This is a genomic window from Moorena sp. SIO4A5, assembly GCF_010672005.1.
Taxonomy (GTDB): Bacteria; Cyanobacteriota; Cyanobacteriia; order Cyanobacteriales; family Coleofasciculaceae; genus Moorena.
Window position 1 is genome coordinate 1 of the sequence record NZ_JAAHHZ010000142.1, and the last position, 14,300, is coordinate 14,300.

Here is a 14,300-nt window from a genome sequence, read left to right on the forward strand (position 1 = left end):
GGAGCAGATAATTTGCGCTCGCTGTTGTGTTTTACTCAAGCAGTGCGACTTCATTCGTGGTCTGACCCATTTTCATTGGTGGCAGGCAGCCAAGGCTTAACGATAACTATTTAACCGGATTTGATATTAGACGTTTGCTACCAATATCTGCACGTTTTGCCATAGACTATTGACTGAATTAAGACTAATTACTGAAGAACGCCCACTCTACTTTGCAGAGCTGTTTCTGGGGTCAGACTAAAATTTGATTGCTGGGGAGCTGGGTCTCCCACACTTCCCACACTCCCTGCTCCTTAAGATTCTTCTTCTATAGGCTCGTCGTCTATAGGCTCGCCGTCTATAGGCTGGGCGTCTATAGGCTGACCAATATCGAAGATAATGATAAATTTCCTATCAGGCATCAGTCGTTTCAGAGCCTGCAAGTGACCTTCCGCATCAGAACGGTTGCGGAAACGAGCAACAACCACCCGTTGCATTTCGGGCAACAGCCGAACAACTACCCATGGGTGTAGGCGTTGAGAGTACGACATAAAATATTAGGTATCTCCTTAACTGGGGGTCTAGAGCCAGCCTGGGGTCCTGGAGAAACTGTCGGCTGGCTTTTACCGTGGAACGTTTTAGCGCCCACGGTAATTTTATTATAACACAAAAAAAATTATATTATAACATTTTTTAAGAACTTTTGTAACAAATTTTTTAGGGAGTAGGGAACAGGGAATCGGGAATCGGGAATCGGGAGTAGTGGAGTGGGGAAAAATCCTGTGTAACAAATTAATTAATTTTTTAGAGAACTATGGGTGATGCGACCTTGGAGCCGCTTCCAATTCCCGATTTCCTAACTATTCCGGTATTAACGCAGTCGCTAATAGTGGAAACAACAGCACTTGACTTGCTACCCACCCTTACACTATTTACCACCTTTACCACGCTTTCCTCCCTATTCCCGATTCCCGATTCCCGATTCCCTGACATTGTCAATTTTTATTTTCTCTCTTATAATAGTATTATAGGAATAGTTAAAGGAGAGTCAACTGATGAACAAGTGTGTTGGTACTACTGAAGCGGCATCTTTATTAGGAATTTCCTCTAGACGATTGCGCCAACTTCTAGAGAAGGGTCGCGTCCGGGGTGCCTATAAAACCGGGAAATTCTGGATTATTCCTTTGTTCAACCATTTGCCACAAATTACCAAAGGTACCCGTGGACCAAAGGGCAAATGGCGCACTAGTCGTCCCCCTGCTTTAGCTAAGATTAATGTCAATCGCAATCACATTGGCTCGAATATCAAGAAAAGTCCCAAAGACCGGAAGCCAGTGATTTCAGTAAAACGAAAGGGCACCAATCTCTACGGCAACGAGGTCGAAATCCTCGGTCCGTGTAAGATTGTGTATCAGCCGGATAATCCACTCGATTGTGGCGCTCGTTTGTGGATCGAAACTTTCAGCGATATTCACTTCATTGGTGGCAGTTTCCCCGCCACTCGCTAATGATCATGGCAACAGTCTTTGACTGTCGGGATTGACGGTAGGTCACGCTAGGTGATTGCATTTACCAATCCTAAGACTTACTTGATAGCAAACCCGGTATCTGCTCGCCTAATTGGTGAGATGAACCCTAATACGATATCTGATTTAGGAATTGAGAGCTGTACCAATTGCTCTGCAATACGCAAATCAGTGCCATCGTAGTGTACCCAAACTTTCCCATCGTGACTAACATCAATGTGTAGATAACAACCGTAAGTTCGTTTAGAGCCACGCCATCCATTGAAATAAAGCAGGTAGTGTCCTCTCTCATCATCTAAAATAATCTGACTCTTCACCTCATCATCAGGACGCTCACCCAGCTTCCCAGTTTCTATGGTGATTTGACGAACAATTGACTTATATTTAGCTACTTTATCCATCGTTCAATAATTGCTTCATCTATCCGATACACCAGCATTTTCACCTGATAGCGATCCAGTAGTTCCATAATAAAGTCTTCCTTGAAAAAATCGTCATAGGTATCATCTGGTACAGCTAAAAATAATGTTCGTTCTGGCATCTTTTTTTCAAGAGCAAACTTATAAAAACTAAATTGCCCCAAAGCTTGGTAAAAATCATGAAGCGTTGAGACACCAATAAAGCTTTTTATCTATACAGCAATCTTTTCACCATCTTTTTGAGCAGCAATTAACCGTTCAGCTCCCAAATCAACCTGAATCTTACGTTTGCCAGCTTCTACAATGAGCGGGTCATCCGTAATCATCAGCCATCTTTCCTTGACTAGCGCTGCTTTGACTAGTTCATGATACTTGTCTCTTGCCATAGTAAAATAGCAATATCTTCAGGAAAACCCTACCGATAATAGGATAGTCATACCAAAATCCTGATGCCCGGCAATATTTCCTAGTACTTTAACGGTAAACAAACTGTAAATGTACTTCCTTTGTTTAACTGCGATCGCACTTTGACATTCCCCCCCATGCCTTCGACCAACGTCCTGACAATGGATAGTCCCAAACCCGCACCACCAGTAGAACGAGTTCTAGTTTCATCGACCCGATAGAAGCGGTCGAAAATACGGGCTTGTTGTTTTAAAGGAATACCGATACCACGATCACAGACCTCAATTCTGCCACTGCCATCTACCTGAGATAACTTAACGGTGACTGGTTTATCGATACTAGAGTATTTGACGGCATTATCAATCAAATTCAGTAAGACTTGTTTGAGGCGATTGATATCAGCTTTGACCCAAATCCCAGGTTTATTACTCTCAACTTTAATAACTCGCTTACTATATTGTCTTGCCATCTCAGCAACTTCTTCCACCAAGTCATCTAAGACAAAGGCTTCTAGATTGAAGTGTATATGACCACTATCTGCTCGTGCCAAATCCAGTAAATCCTGCAACATTTGCACTGTGCGGTCAGCTTCTGAAGACGCAATTTCTAGAGCTTCGCGCTGAGGTGGACTCAAATTAGTACCGCGACGTAACGTACTTTGGACATAGCCAGAGACTAAGGTTAAAGGAGTACGCAATTCATGGGATACATTGCTAACAAATTGCCGTTGATTTTCTAAGGCATCATTCAGACGCACGAGCATTTCGTCAAAGGTTTGTGCCAATTCTCTGACTTCTGTGGGAGCATTATCGAGCTGTATTTGCACATCCCCCAAATCATCAGCAGAAATACTCTCAGTTAGCTGACTCATCAACTGTAGTGGTTGGAGCGATCGCTTAATATAGAATGCGATCGCAATACACATCCCTCCAATAGCAAGTACTGTAGCAATCCCCAGACTCCGGATCAGCTGCAAAAACATCTTTTGATCACTAGTAATGTCTTGGGCAATGTAAAACTTACCGAGATTGGTTTGTTTAACTTCCAAAGTAGTGCCGCAAACCACCCAGTAGCTTCCGTTTACTTCCAAGATTTCCGGCATGGGCGGTATCCGTGACAAATACTCCGGAGAAGTCAGAGTGTCCATGACCTCTAGGGCTTCAGATTGAGCAACAATACCATTGTTGGGATGCTTTACCCAGAGTAGGGTGTTACTATTGCTGAGTTTATCAATTGCCTTTTGCATCCCGGTTTCCGGGGTAACCATATCGCTATAGATTTCTACATCCTGGGGGAAGCGCTCTGCAATATAACTAATACTCTGTTTGTGAGTGGAAACCAGAATATGCTGCATTTTCCAGCTGGTCCAAATTGCCAAACTCCCCATACCTAAGGCTGAAACAGCGGCAATTCCTAAGGTTAGTCTTACCCGTAGGGAACGTAAATCAAGATAATGGTAGTAGTTATTCAAGAATTTTTCCAGCAAACGGCTGGGGAACTTCATCAGTCTTTGTCGGAATATTTATATTAATATTACTAATTATCAGTTTTACAGAACAATCTGAGAAATTACTGATAGACTAGTTAGAATCAGATAACTAATATTTTTTTCGGGAGCATGGGGATTGTCAAGCTAAACCAAAGGGAACAGGGAACAGCGGATCTGGGAACAGGGAGTAGGGAGTAGGGAAAAGGGAAAAGGGAACAAAAATTCTCGCAATTCTTTTAGGGTTCTTGGTATAGGTAAATTGGTAATTGGTAACTTTTATTACTATCAAGCCATAACTCCAGGAATATAAACACTACCAAAAACTCGACCGATAACACTACTAAAGTAATTTAACAGGATCTGATTGGGTAGACTAGCCTAAGGTTAGTAACTGTAAGTATCCTCAGGGGGTGACAAGCATATTCAAAATCTTACAGGGGTTAGGTTTTAGGGGTTAGGTGTTAGGGAAAATTGTCAAGCGGGTGGATTGATTAAAACTATCATTGACGTTGTATGGTTAAAATTGCTTCAATTGCTGGGAAATACAAATGACACCGATGCGCTCATTTTACCCAATACCTAAAACCATACACCTAACACCTATCTAGGTTTGAGCTTTGTTGTCACCCCGTGAGGTAAGTATCTTCTTGTAGCCGAGTAAAAAGCCACCCTGTTGAACTGGATTTATTTAACTCCCTATCGGGATTTATTTTATTTGATAAACATAGCCCAATTATGAGTATCGGTAATCGGTAAAATAACGTATATTTATACATACTACTATCTACCAATGGGAATTTCTTTGTGAACAATAACAAGTGGTGAGAGGCTTACCTATCACCCGCTCATGACCTGACGCCATCACCAGATCTAAGGTTGAGTATATAGGCGTAGGGTGTGTTAGGGACGGGCTCCCCAAGACGCAAGCCATAGCAAGTGTTGGGACACTCCGTCCCGTAACGCACCACCGCGTCAAATAGTATGCATTGATATAAGCTGAAAACCTTGTCTAGTCAACTTTTGCCTTCCCCTCCTGGGAGGGGTTAGGGGTGGGTTCCTCTTGCCTCTTGCCATTGGGCGTAGCGCTATATTAGACCTCTTGCAAAAGTCCAAAACTAGTCTCCGATAATCCTTCCGAGATTGGAGATCCGAAGTTTTCTACTGCTGTAAGAAGTCTAATTTCTAGTTCTATCAATATCCCGTTCTATTGACACTCCCCGTCCTATAAGAACGGGGATTCTTTAATCAACGAGGAGACTTGTTCAACCAGGCCGGAACCAGGAAGAATCGAGGTTTCCTCTCCTAAAGCGTTTTGGTCTAAGACCAGGGTTCCGGTGTGCCCCACCGTACCCAAGGCTCTTTTCAGGATGTTGATGGCTGCATTATGGTCGCGTTCGCGTAGCGTCGCCTGAGGCCGAAGGCCACGCTACGCGAACGGCGAATCTAATTTGCACCCACACTTGCAGGCGTGAGTTCTGGTTGATAGCGATTTTTTGACAACTTCACCACAACTGGAACAATTTTGACTAGTGTAAGCAGGATTAACTGCTACCGTTTGCCTGCCAAACTTTTGTCCAAAATATTCCAGCCATTTCCTGAATTGATACCAACCTGCATCATTAATAGATTTGGCAAGACAATGATTTTTGACTAAATTTCTAATCCTTAAGTCTTGCCTTACGGCACGCTGCGCGAACGTAAGCAACCACGTCGTTAGAGTGGATTACGCAACGCGCCGGAGACGAAACCTTAGAAGAGTGCAGCCTTACAACAAAACCTGTCACCTTTTATGCATAGCCGACTAACCATAAAGGCTTCTTTATTCTTACGGTAACTTCTAACCAGTCTCTTGGCATGTTCTTCACGTCGCCTACTTATTTTAAGGTGTGTCCGACCTAGTCTATTAATGGCTTTTCTGCGATTGGATGTTCGCGAAGCGTGGCCTACGGCCTTGCCTTTCTTTTTACGAGAAACCCGACGTTGATGAAACTTTAGTCTTTTTTCACCTTTACGATAAAACCTGGGATTAGGTTCTACACCCCCTTTGGAGTCGGTGTAAAATTCCTTAAGTCCTACGTCTAGTCCAATATTAGTATGATTTGGTTCTAGAGATTCCTTTTCATCTACTTTTATACAGAATTGAACATAGTAGCCATCTGCGCGACGTACCAATCTAACCCGCGCGGGTTAGCTTTTGATTATAACGCCATAACTCCCAGGTTCCTTTCAGTTTCAGTTTCCCGATACCTTTCTTGTCTAAGAATTTTATTGATTTAGCATCCCCTGACAACTTCCAGCCCGATGTCTTGTATTCAACCGTTCGCGCAGCGTCGGCTACGCCGAATCTGGAAAATTTCTTGAACTTGGGATATCCTTTTTTACCAGGAACTTTTTTTTTGCATTTATCGTAAAATCTAGCAATTGAGCTATAGGCTCTTTCAACCGAAGCCTGACATGCGTGGGAGTTCAAGTCTTTCACAAAGGGATACTCAGCTCTAAGCGACGTATTATGACGATACAGTTCTTTTTGTCCTATACCCTTGTTGTCCATCCAGTAACGGATACACTTGTTGCGGACAAATTGACCGGTGCGGATCGCCTCATCAATTGCGGCATATTGAGTTTTGTTCCCTTTGGCCTTAAACTCCAAGACTTTCATTATTGACCTGAGACAACTCTAGGTAAAGTATAGTACAAAAAGAGAAAGCCGTCCTAGAAGGACGGGGCTTGAGACCCAAAATTTTTGGTCAATACCGACAATTTGATTATGAAACGTTTTGGAAATTTAGTGCTAATTTGGTCAGGAATCCTAATGGCGGGTGAAGCCTCAACTGCCTTAGCTGAGTCTCCCAAAATCGGGGAATCGGAACCGATCCAACACAGTAGTGAACCTCTAACTGTCTCAGATGCATGGGCTACTGAGGTTTCTGACATGTCAGAGTATACTGAAGTTCCTAGGTCGGGGGATATATCTGAAACTGAAGCACCGACTACCGATGCCTCTACCGAAACTTCCGATACTGGTATACCTATACCTATAAATCCTATAGATATAGAAGTGCCATTACCGGATAATTCCACTGAAGACACGGAGCAGCAAGATACCTTAGTAGATAGGGAGCTTCCAGAAACAGACAGCTCTACGACAACTGTACCTACAATAGACTCAGATACCAAAGATACTGATTCCGATACAGAGGCTTTGGATACAGAAACTGCGGATACAGAGGCTTCGGATACAGAAACGGCGGATACAGAAACTGCGGATACAGAAACTGCGGATACAGAGGTAGAGAAAGAAGAAACCACAACGGCTGTTGACGCTAACGAAAACGACCTGGAAGCAGAAGCTGAAGAACTCAGCCCAGAAGAACTGGCCAAACAGCAGAAACTGATTGAAGCCGATAGACTTTATCTAAGTGGAGATATAATTGGTGCTGAACAACTATATCGTGAAGCCAAGAATCCTTTTGATAATCCAGAACCAGTTCAAAAACTACCGGAGCCAATTTACGAAACCACTCAACTCTCTCCCGCTGGTGGAGTGTATTGGCGTAACTATGAGTCAGGGCTAGAAAAGAATTTAGAAAGTAAAATTCTAATTCCCCTCAAGTTTTTAGTAGAGCAGCAACCAGAATTTATTCCCGGTCATATACGCTACGCTAAAGCTCTAAAAGATTATGAGCGGCTTGATGAAGCCTTAGTAGTTTTAACGCAAGCTAAAAATCTATATCCCAATGAGCCGGAATTAATCAAGGTAACCATGGCAATGCTAGCAGACTCAGAAAATTGGTTTGAAGCATCTCTGGTAGCTCGTGAATTTGCCCTGTTTAATACTGAGCATCCTCAATCGGAAGAGTTTCTTCAGCTCGCTGATCAGCATCTAGACCGCCACATTTCCCATCTCCGGAATGAAATTACCGGTAATACAATAATGAATGTGATCACTGGAACATTAGGTTATGTTTTTACTGGTAATCTCTTTGGTCCGCTATCAGCAATAGAGTCAACTGTATTAATGCTCCAGGGAGAATCAGGCATTGGCAAAAGAATTGCTAAACAAGCACAAAAGCAATTACCGATGCTAGAAGACGAAGAAGTGCTGGAGTATGTGCGGGAAATGGGAAATGAACTTACCAAGGTAACAGGTCGCGATGAGTTTAACTACGAGTTTTATGTAGTTATGGATGACCAACTCAATGCTTTTGCTCTACCAGGAGGTAAAATATTTATCAACGCTGGGGCTATCCTAAAAACCAAGTCCGAAGCAGAATTAGCTGGTTTACTGGCTCATGAACTATCCCACGCTGTGTTATCCCACGGTTTCCAGTTAGTAACTCAAGGTAACTTGACTGCTAACATTACCCAATTTATACCCTATGGTGGCACTGCTGCTAATTTAATTGTACTTAACTATAGCCGGAATATGGAACGTCAGGCTGATGATTTAGGAACTAAAATTCTTGCGGCTAGTGGCTATGCAGCAGATGGATTGCGCAATTTGATGATTACTCTCCATGATCAAGGTGGACCAAAACCCTTATTTCCTTGGCTTTCAACTCACCCAGAGACTAAAGAACGGATTAATAATTTAGAAGCTATAATTGACAGGAATGGTTACAACCGTTATACTTATGAAGGTGTAGAAAAACACCTAGAGATTCAGAAGCGAGTTGCTGAACTTCTCAAAGAATATGAGGAAAAACAGAAGGAAGAAGAGGAGGGAAAACAGGAGGGAAAACAAGAAGATGACCAGGATAAAACACAGAAGGAAGAACAGGAGCTAAAACAAGAAGATGAGCAGAAGCAACTACAGCAGGAGTAAGCATATGGGCTATGCTCACGCTGGGCGAACAGCAGTCAGCAGTCAGCAGTCAGCCATTCCCGTAGCGTAGCCATAGGCCAAGGCTCAAGCTAAGTGAACAGCTTATTTTATTCAAAATCACCTCAAGTAGGGTGGCCACCAGCCCCTGATAGCTGATAGCTGAACGCGCACGCGTGCGCGTAGCGCTTAAGCTGATAGCTGAATACTTACGATCACATGGCTTCGAGTTCCTTACCTTTGGTTTCCCGAACTGCGAACACAACTAAGAAAAAGGAGATAGCAGCAGCAATGGTATAAAGACCATAAGCAGTACCTAAACCAAACCTAGTCAGGAGAATGGGGAAGGTGATGGTAATGAAAAAATTTGCCATCCATTGAGTTGAAGCACCAACAGACAGTGCAGACCCTCGAATCTGGTTGTTGAACATTTCCCCTAGCATCACCCAGACCACTGGTCCCCAGGAAAAGCCAAAGCAGAACACATAGAGGTTAGCGCCTAAGAGGGCGACAATCCCTTGAGAGTGAGTCAGAATCAATTCACCAGCGCTATCCAAGTGGGCGAAAGTGAAAATAAATGCCATTATCCCCAAGGTCAAGGTCATCCCAATAGACCCGATCAGCAGAAGGGGTTTGCGTCCAAATTTGTCGATGTATGCGATCGCTAAAAGGGTAGTAATAAGATTAATAGCGCCAGTAATAACATTAATTAGCAGGGAATCTCCTTCTGAAAACCCTACCTCTTGCCATAACACATTACCATAGTAGAATACTACATTAATTCCCACAAACTGTTGAAATAGAGATAGTCCCATGCCTACCCAGACAATGGGAAGGAGCATACCATTTTTACCAATCAGATCAGACAGTTTAGGCTTGCGCTCCTTGAGAAGTGTTTGCTGAATTTCCAAGACCTTGGCTTGGACATCACCACTCTCAATCTTGGCGAAAACAGCAGCAGCTTTTGTCAATCGGCCAATAGAGACCAAAAAGCGGGGAGATTCAGGAATTAACCAAGCCCCCACCCAATAAACAGTTGCTGGAATAAGCTCCATCCAGAACATCCAGCGCCAAGCCGGTATAGAAAACCAAAGTGGTGCTTCTGCTGAACCGGTAGCCATACCAATCAAGTAGTTGCTGACAAAAGCAATAAAAATACCAATAACAATGGCCAATTGCTGCAGAGAACCTAACCTTCCCCGCAGGTGAGCTGGAGAAACCTCTGCGATGTAAGCTGGACTAATTACACTAGCGGCACCCACAGCAATGCCACCCACCAGTCGATAGACTATAAAATCCCAGATACTGATTGCTATACCAGAGCCAATGGCACTGATAGTAAATAAAGCAGCAGTGATCAGCATCACCTTTTTGCGGCCATACCAATCTGCCATCTGTCCAGCGTAAAACGCCCCAACTGCAGAACCTAGCAGCATCGAAGATACTGAAAATCCCGTCCCGACGCTAGTGGAGTTAAAGGCTTTTTGCAGTGCTGTAATCGTGCCATTGATCACTGCACTGTCGAAACCGAATAAAAAACCACCAATGGCAGCTACTGCGGAAATCAGAATTACAAAAGATATATGGTATTGTTGTTGGTCATTTATCATTGATAGCAGTTCTCAATGGGGTGAGGTACTTTCGTCTTGGGTTAATGGGAGTAGGGAGTAGGGAGTAGCGCTGCATCACTTTTCAATTTTCTATATTCATACCAAGTTGCGGTCAAAGGTACAACAATCTCATCCGCCCATCTCCCCATCTCCCCATCTCCCCATCTCCCCATCTCCCTATCCAACCAATTTAATCTGTTTGAATGCAACTCGGTATCATCCATACCTGGAAGCTTTTTGCCCTAATTCTTTAGGTGGACAAGTTGCCAGTTAAGCAACTGTCTATGGAAAGAACGACCTATCACCAATGGCATAGCAGGGTTCAATAGTAGACAGAGCGAGGATTAAAGCCGAATCTTGCTAAGACCTTAACTACCAAGGAATTGTGTACAGGTTTAAATAGTGGCATGGGATACCTCACCAGGCTTTAAAGAAGGAAAGTAGAGTTTAAAGGTAAGGTAAAGCTGAGGGAGCTTGCAGCAAATGGAATCAACTAAAAACCCCACCATGGAAGAAATGAACCTATTCTCAGAGCCTGGCACTGGCAAGGTAGAAAAGACAATTACCCCTCATAAGCCAGGACGAGTCAAGTTTAAAGCAACTTACTGGCCAGCAGAAGTATGCTCTGATTTTCAAGTCACCCTTGAACCTGAAGACCCAGTTACAGTTGTTGGTCGGCGGGGCATTACCCTGATTGTGGTACCAGTCGGTTATATTTTTCCCGATGATTCTCAAGAATCGAGCCAAAACCTAGCCAGAGGAATTGTCTCACGCTTGTTTAGTTGGACTCAACGATTGCCTTGAGTGTTTACAGTATTTTCACATTAAGCCAAAGCCCAATACCACCCTAGGGTCAGTATTGGGCTTCTGGGTTTACTAGACCTTTGGCACTAATAGCAAAGGGAACAGCGGATCACCGGAGTAGGGAGTAGGGAGTAGGGAGTAGGGAGTAGGGAGTAGGGAGTAGGGAGTAGGGAGTAGGGAGTAGGGAGTAGGGAGTAGGGAGTAGGGAGTAGGGAGTAGGGAGTAGGGAGTAGGGAGTAGGGAGTAGAAAAGAAAAATTATCACAATTCCTACACGCATCCCTAACGATCACTTTCTGAGGGACTTAGGCAATAACTCTACCGTTAAAGTGAGTTATTAATAATCACCCTACTTTATAGGTGAGTTTACTAGACGTTTGACACTAAGGGCGCTTTGAAATTATAATAGTGTTATAGGTATAGTTTTTCAAATCCAGAAATGAACAAGTGCGTTTGTACTACTGAAGCAGCATCTCTGTTAGGTATTTCTCCTCGCCGATTGCGCCAACTCCTAGAGAAGGGTCGGGTCCGGGGTGCCTATAAAAGCGGGAAATTCTGGATTATTCCCCTGTTCAACAATCTGCCTCAAATCATTAAAGGCACTAGAGGACCAAAAGGAAAATGGCGTACCAGTCGTACTCCGGCTCTAGCAAAGATTAATGTCAACCGCAATCATATTGGCTCGAATATCAACAAAAGTCCTCAAGAGCGCAAGCCAGTGATTTCAGTAAAACGAAGTGGCAACAATGTATACGGCAACCAGGTAGAAATCCTCGGTCCGTGTCGGATTGTATATCAGCCAGACACTCCACTGGCTTGTGGCGCTCGTCTGTGGATTGAAACCTTTAGTGATGTTCAGTTCATTGGTGGTAGTTTTCCTGCTCGTGGTTGAAAGCTAAGTTGCTAGTTATCGACAGCAGAAAACAGAGATCAAAGTTTGTCGAGAATGGCAACAACTGATCACAAAATTGTGATCACAGAACTATGGCAAGCTTCGGGATTTTATCCGTGGCCATTGAATTGATGCAAAAACTTTTCCAATCGATCCATCCCTTTCTCAATGGAAGCCATATCCGTAGCATAAGACAGACGGATACAATCATCAGCACCAAAGGCAATACCAGGAATTGCAGCAACTTGCTGGGAACTGAGTAAGCGATCGCAAAATTCCAAAGAGGTTAAACCCGTTTGACTAATGTTAGGGAATAAGTAGAAAGCAGCGTCTGGCTTCACACAAGTCAGTCCAGGCATGGCCGTGAGGCGCTCTAACATCACCTGTCGCCGTTGGGCAAAGGCTTGGCGCATCTGTTCTACACAGTCAAGGGGACCTTCCAAAGCTGCGATCGCACCATACTGAGCAAAGGTACAAACATTGGAAGTGCTATGACTTTGAATCGTGGTCATTGCTTTAATTAGTTCTAGTGGACCGGCTATATAACCGATACGCCAGCCGGTCATGGCAAAAGCTTTAGCAAACCCATTACTAATGATAGTGCGCTGGAATATTTCTGAGCCTACTGCCCCAATACTAAGGTGTTGAGCCCCATCGTAGCGAATTTTCTCATAAATTTCGTCAGAAACCACCAGAATATCTTGCTCTACCACCACCTCAGCCAAGGCTTTTAGCTCTGCGGGAGTATAAACCATACCGGTGGGATTAGACGGAGAGTTGAGAATAAATAATTTAGTTTGGGGTGTAATGGATGAACGGAGCTGAGCCGGTGTAATTTTGTACCCTTGAGTTGCATCTGTAGGAACAATCACAGGTTTGCCACCAGCCAGCTTTACCATTTCTGGATAGGAAAGCCAGTAGGGAGCAGGAATAATCACCTCATCTCCCACTTCAATCAGAGCCAGCATCAAGTTGAATAGGGATTGCTTACCGCCGTTGGTGACAATAACGTTCTGTGTATCGTAATCCAGGTTATTCTGATGGCGCAGTTTATTTGCGATCGCAACTCTTAGCTTCGGTTCCCCAGCAGCTGGACCATACTTAGTCTTTCCTTCATCCAGGGCTTGCTTACTGGCTGCTTTAATATGAGCGGGAGTGTCAAAATCCGGTTCTCCGGCGCTAAAACTACAAACATCAATCCCATCTGCCTTCATGGCTTTGGCTTTAGCAGCAATGGCTAAAGTTAAGGAAGGGGTAACTTGACCAACTCTTGATGCCAGCTTCATGCTCAAAAATAATAACTGAGGAATTGTTAATCCGATTGCTTTGACAATCTTATCATTATCTCATAATGCCTAGGCATTTTTGACTAAATTTTAGATTTTTTTTAGATTTTTTTAATATTTATTTTATTTTTCAGTCTTGTCCCTTTGTTATAGCAGTCGCCAGGGCAGTTAGGAGATGACAAAAGTCTCAAACCTAAGTAAGCGCAAGAGTTTGACTTCTGACTTCTGACTTCTGACTTCTGACTTCTGCTATACCTAATCAGGGCTAATCAATGCTGTAGAGGTTTGCTGTCAAACCATGAACTTACGTTAACTAAAGACTAGAAACTATATATTTATTAAATTGATGTGTTTTTTTGCTGCAATTTACTGCCAATTAATTCAGACTTAAATTTATTGTTTACTTGACTAAGTAGCAGAACAAACGCATCTAAATTCTAGAAGCCTTACTGAAATAAGATTACAAAAATAATAAGCAAAATTACTTATCGTATGACTCTTATATCGAGTAGGTATTTCAAAATAAGATGCCTTTATCCTGAACTAAGTAAGTAGCTATAAAAGTAAAAGTTTGTCAGTGCTGAGTGTTAAAGTCCTGAGTTTTTTCCAGCACTTTGGTAGTGAGGAACTGACTCAAGGGCTTTCATCACAGCGCGAAATTTGCCCCAACAAGTTTGTTTGGGCTTCTTTGTGTCTACTAATTGATTTTCCTGTCACTGTCGGAAGAGGATATTGTAAATGTTAGAGGTAGAGAAATACTACAGAATCCTGGAGCTGGAGCCTGGAGCTTCACAGGAGGAGATTCACCAGGGCTACCTCGATTTGACCTGGGTATGGCATCCTGACCGTTTTTCTGGTAATCCCCGGCTACAACAGAAAGCTCACTCCAAGCTACAACAAATCAATGAAGCTCATGCCCAATTGCGCTCTTTACAAAAAACTCTCAGTTGGAAAAATAGACACCCCAAGCCTAAAGCCCAAAACCAATCACCATTAAAAAACAAATATCGTCAGTCAGGCTTATATAAACGGGAAGTTAATCCTGTAACCACCGAACCTAGTGAAAGTA

The 14,300-nt window shown here is 43.3% G+C and carries 15 protein-coding genes and 2 pseudogenes; 6 read left to right on the forward strand and 11 right to left on the reverse strand.

Annotation, left to right across the window (positions count from 1 at the left end; genetic code table 11):
- Window positions 1-293 precede the first annotated feature (293 nt).
- On the reverse strand, window positions 294-530 hold the full coding sequence (locus tag F6K57_RS28755; RefSeq protein WP_293022341.1) for a hypothetical protein: 237 nt from the start codon (window positions 528-530) through the stop codon (window positions 294-296).
- A 108-nt stretch (window positions 531-638) separates the two neighbouring features.
- Window positions 639-770 (reverse strand): hypothetical protein, encoded by a 132-nt coding sequence (locus tag F6K57_RS28760; protein WP_293022344.1) that lies wholly within the window; start codon window positions 768-770, stop codon window positions 639-641.
- Between the two features lie 23 nt (window positions 771-793).
- Between F6K57_RS28760 and F6K57_RS28765 the strand changes: the two genes are divergently transcribed.
- Window positions 794-1,060, forward strand: coding sequence for a hypothetical protein (locus F6K57_RS28765; protein ID WP_293022346.1), 267 nt, complete (start codon window positions 794-796; stop codon window positions 1,058-1,060).
- Window positions 1,035-1,487 carry a DNA-binding protein gene (locus F6K57_RS28770; protein ID WP_293022349.1) on the forward strand — a complete coding sequence of 151 codons (453 nt, stop codon included), beginning with the start codon at window positions 1,035-1,037 and terminating at the stop codon, window positions 1,485-1,487. Before F6K57_RS28765 ends, F6K57_RS28770 begins: the two co-directional genes overlap by 26 nt.
- Before the next feature lie 77 nt (window positions 1,488-1,564).
- On the opposite strand, the gene F6K57_RS28775 is transcribed toward F6K57_RS28770, so the two are convergent.
- The 5 genes and pseudogenes from F6K57_RS28775 to F6K57_RS28795 all read right to left on the reverse strand — a co-directional run bounded on the left by F6K57_RS28775 (window position 1,565) and on the right by F6K57_RS28795 (window position 6,477).
- Window positions 1,565-1,906, reverse strand: a complete 342-nt coding sequence (locus F6K57_RS28775) for a XisI protein (RefSeq protein WP_293022352.1) — start codon at window positions 1,904-1,906, stop codon at window positions 1,565-1,567.
- A pseudogene (locus tag F6K57_RS28780) lies at window positions 1,894-2,310 on the reverse strand (element excision factor XisH family protein). The gene F6K57_RS28775 and the pseudogene F6K57_RS28780 overlap by 13 nt, the downstream one beginning before the upstream one ends.
- 80 nt (window positions 2,311-2,390) lie before the next feature.
- The gene (locus F6K57_RS28785; RefSeq protein WP_293043821.1) at window positions 2,391-3,833 is read right to left on the reverse strand and encodes a HAMP domain-containing sensor histidine kinase; all 1,443 of its coding nucleotides are present in this window, start codon (window positions 3,831-3,833) and stop codon (window positions 2,391-2,393) included.
- Window positions 3,834-3,957: 124 nt separating this feature from the next.
- A complete protein-coding gene (locus tag F6K57_RS28790; RefSeq protein WP_293071737.1) occupies window positions 3,958-4,107 on the reverse strand; it encodes a hypothetical protein in 150 nt (49 codons plus the stop codon).
- A gap of 933 nt (window positions 4,108-5,040) precedes the next feature.
- Window positions 5,041-6,477 (reverse strand): annotated as a pseudogene (locus tag F6K57_RS28795) (transposase).
- Window positions 6,478-6,585: 108 nt separating this feature from the next.
- Here F6K57_RS28795 and F6K57_RS28800 point away from each other — a divergent pair.
- Window positions 6,586-8,643, forward strand: coding sequence for a M48 family metallopeptidase (locus tag F6K57_RS28800; protein ID WP_293071738.1), 2,058 nt, complete (start codon window positions 6,586-6,588; stop codon window positions 8,641-8,643).
- Window positions 8,644-8,855: 212 nt separating this feature from the next.
- Here F6K57_RS28800 and F6K57_RS28805 read toward each other — a convergent pair whose 3' ends face one another.
- Together F6K57_RS28805 and F6K57_RS28810 are read right to left on the reverse strand one after the other, a co-directional pair.
- The gene (locus F6K57_RS28805; RefSeq protein WP_293071739.1) at window positions 8,856-10,250 is read right to left on the reverse strand and encodes a sugar porter family MFS transporter; all 1,395 of its coding nucleotides are present in this window, start codon (window positions 10,248-10,250) and stop codon (window positions 8,856-8,858) included.
- Window positions 10,251-10,291: 41 nt separating this feature from the next.
- Window positions 10,292-10,423: a hypothetical protein gene (locus tag F6K57_RS28810; RefSeq protein WP_293043815.1), complete on the reverse strand. Its 132-nt coding sequence runs from the start codon at window positions 10,421-10,423 to the stop codon at window positions 10,292-10,294.
- Window positions 10,424-10,733: 310 nt separating this feature from the next.
- On the opposite strand from F6K57_RS28810, the gene F6K57_RS28815 reads away from it, so the two are divergent.
- On the forward strand, window positions 10,734-11,054 hold the full coding sequence (locus F6K57_RS28815) for an NfeD family protein (RefSeq protein ID WP_293043813.1): 321 nt from the start codon (window positions 10,734-10,736) through the stop codon (window positions 11,052-11,054).
- A gap of 72 nt (window positions 11,055-11,126) precedes the next feature.
- Here the strand turns inward: F6K57_RS28815 and F6K57_RS28820 are convergent, their stop codons facing one another.
- On the reverse strand, window positions 11,127-11,318 hold the full coding sequence (locus F6K57_RS28820; RefSeq protein ID WP_293071740.1) for a hypothetical protein: 192 nt from the start codon (window positions 11,316-11,318) through the stop codon (window positions 11,127-11,129).
- 174 nt (window positions 11,319-11,492) lie between these two features.
- Between F6K57_RS28820 and F6K57_RS28825 the strand changes: the two genes are divergently transcribed.
- The gene (locus F6K57_RS28825; protein ID WP_293042487.1) at window positions 11,493-11,945 is read left to right on the forward strand and encodes a helix-turn-helix domain-containing protein; all 453 of its coding nucleotides are present in this window, start codon (window positions 11,493-11,495) and stop codon (window positions 11,943-11,945) included.
- Between the two features lie 110 nt (window positions 11,946-12,055).
- Here F6K57_RS28825 and F6K57_RS28830 read toward each other — a convergent pair whose 3' ends face one another.
- Window positions 12,056-13,231 (reverse strand): pyridoxal phosphate-dependent aminotransferase, encoded by a 1,176-nt coding sequence (locus F6K57_RS28830; RefSeq protein ID WP_293071741.1) that lies wholly within the window; start codon window positions 13,229-13,231, stop codon window positions 12,056-12,058.
- Between the two features lie 738 nt (window positions 13,232-13,969).
- Between F6K57_RS28830 and F6K57_RS28835 the strand changes: the two genes are divergently transcribed.
- Window positions 13,970-14,300, forward strand: a 331-nt coding sequence (locus F6K57_RS28835; protein ID WP_293071742.1) for a J domain-containing protein, incomplete at its 3' end; no start/stop codon positions are given.

Bases quoted from the DNA above. Each gene is read 5' to 3' on its own strand.
- F6K57_RS28825 (WP_293042487.1), top strand. From the start codon at position 11,493: ATGAACAAGTGCGTTTGTACTACTGAAGCAGCATCTCTGTTAGGTATT.
- F6K57_RS28765 (WP_293022346.1), top strand. From the start codon at position 794: ATGGGTGATGCGACCTTGGAGCCGCTTCCAATTCCCGATTTCCTAACT.
- F6K57_RS28810 (WP_293043815.1), bottom strand. From the start codon at position 10,423: ATGGGGAGATGGGGAGATGGGGAGATGGGGAGATGGGCGGATGAGATT.
- F6K57_RS28815 (WP_293043813.1), top strand. From the start codon at position 10,734: ATGGAATCAACTAAAAACCCCACCATGGAAGAAATGAACCTATTCTCA.
- F6K57_RS28770 (WP_293022349.1), top strand. From the start codon at position 1,035: ATGAACAAGTGTGTTGGTACTACTGAAGCGGCATCTTTATTAGGAATT.
- F6K57_RS28785 (WP_293043821.1), bottom strand. From the start codon at position 3,833: ATGAAGTTCCCCAGCCGTTTGCTGGAAAAATTCTTGAATAACTACTAC.
- F6K57_RS28800 (WP_293071738.1), top strand. From the start codon at position 6,586: ATGAAACGTTTTGGAAATTTAGTGCTAATTTGGTCAGGAATCCTAATG.
- F6K57_RS28755 (WP_293022341.1), bottom strand. From the start codon at position 530: ATGTCGTACTCTCAACGCCTACACCCATGGGTAGTTGTTCGGCTGTTG.
- F6K57_RS28805 (WP_293071739.1), bottom strand. From the start codon at position 10,250: ATGATAAATGACCAACAACAATACCATATATCTTTTGTAATTCTGATT.
- F6K57_RS28830 (WP_293071741.1), bottom strand. From the start codon at position 13,231: ATGAAGCTGGCATCAAGAGTTGGTCAAGTTACCCCTTCCTTAACTTTA.
- F6K57_RS28775 (WP_293022352.1), bottom strand. From the start codon at position 1,906: ATGGATAAAGTAGCTAAATATAAGTCAATTGTTCGTCAAATCACCATA.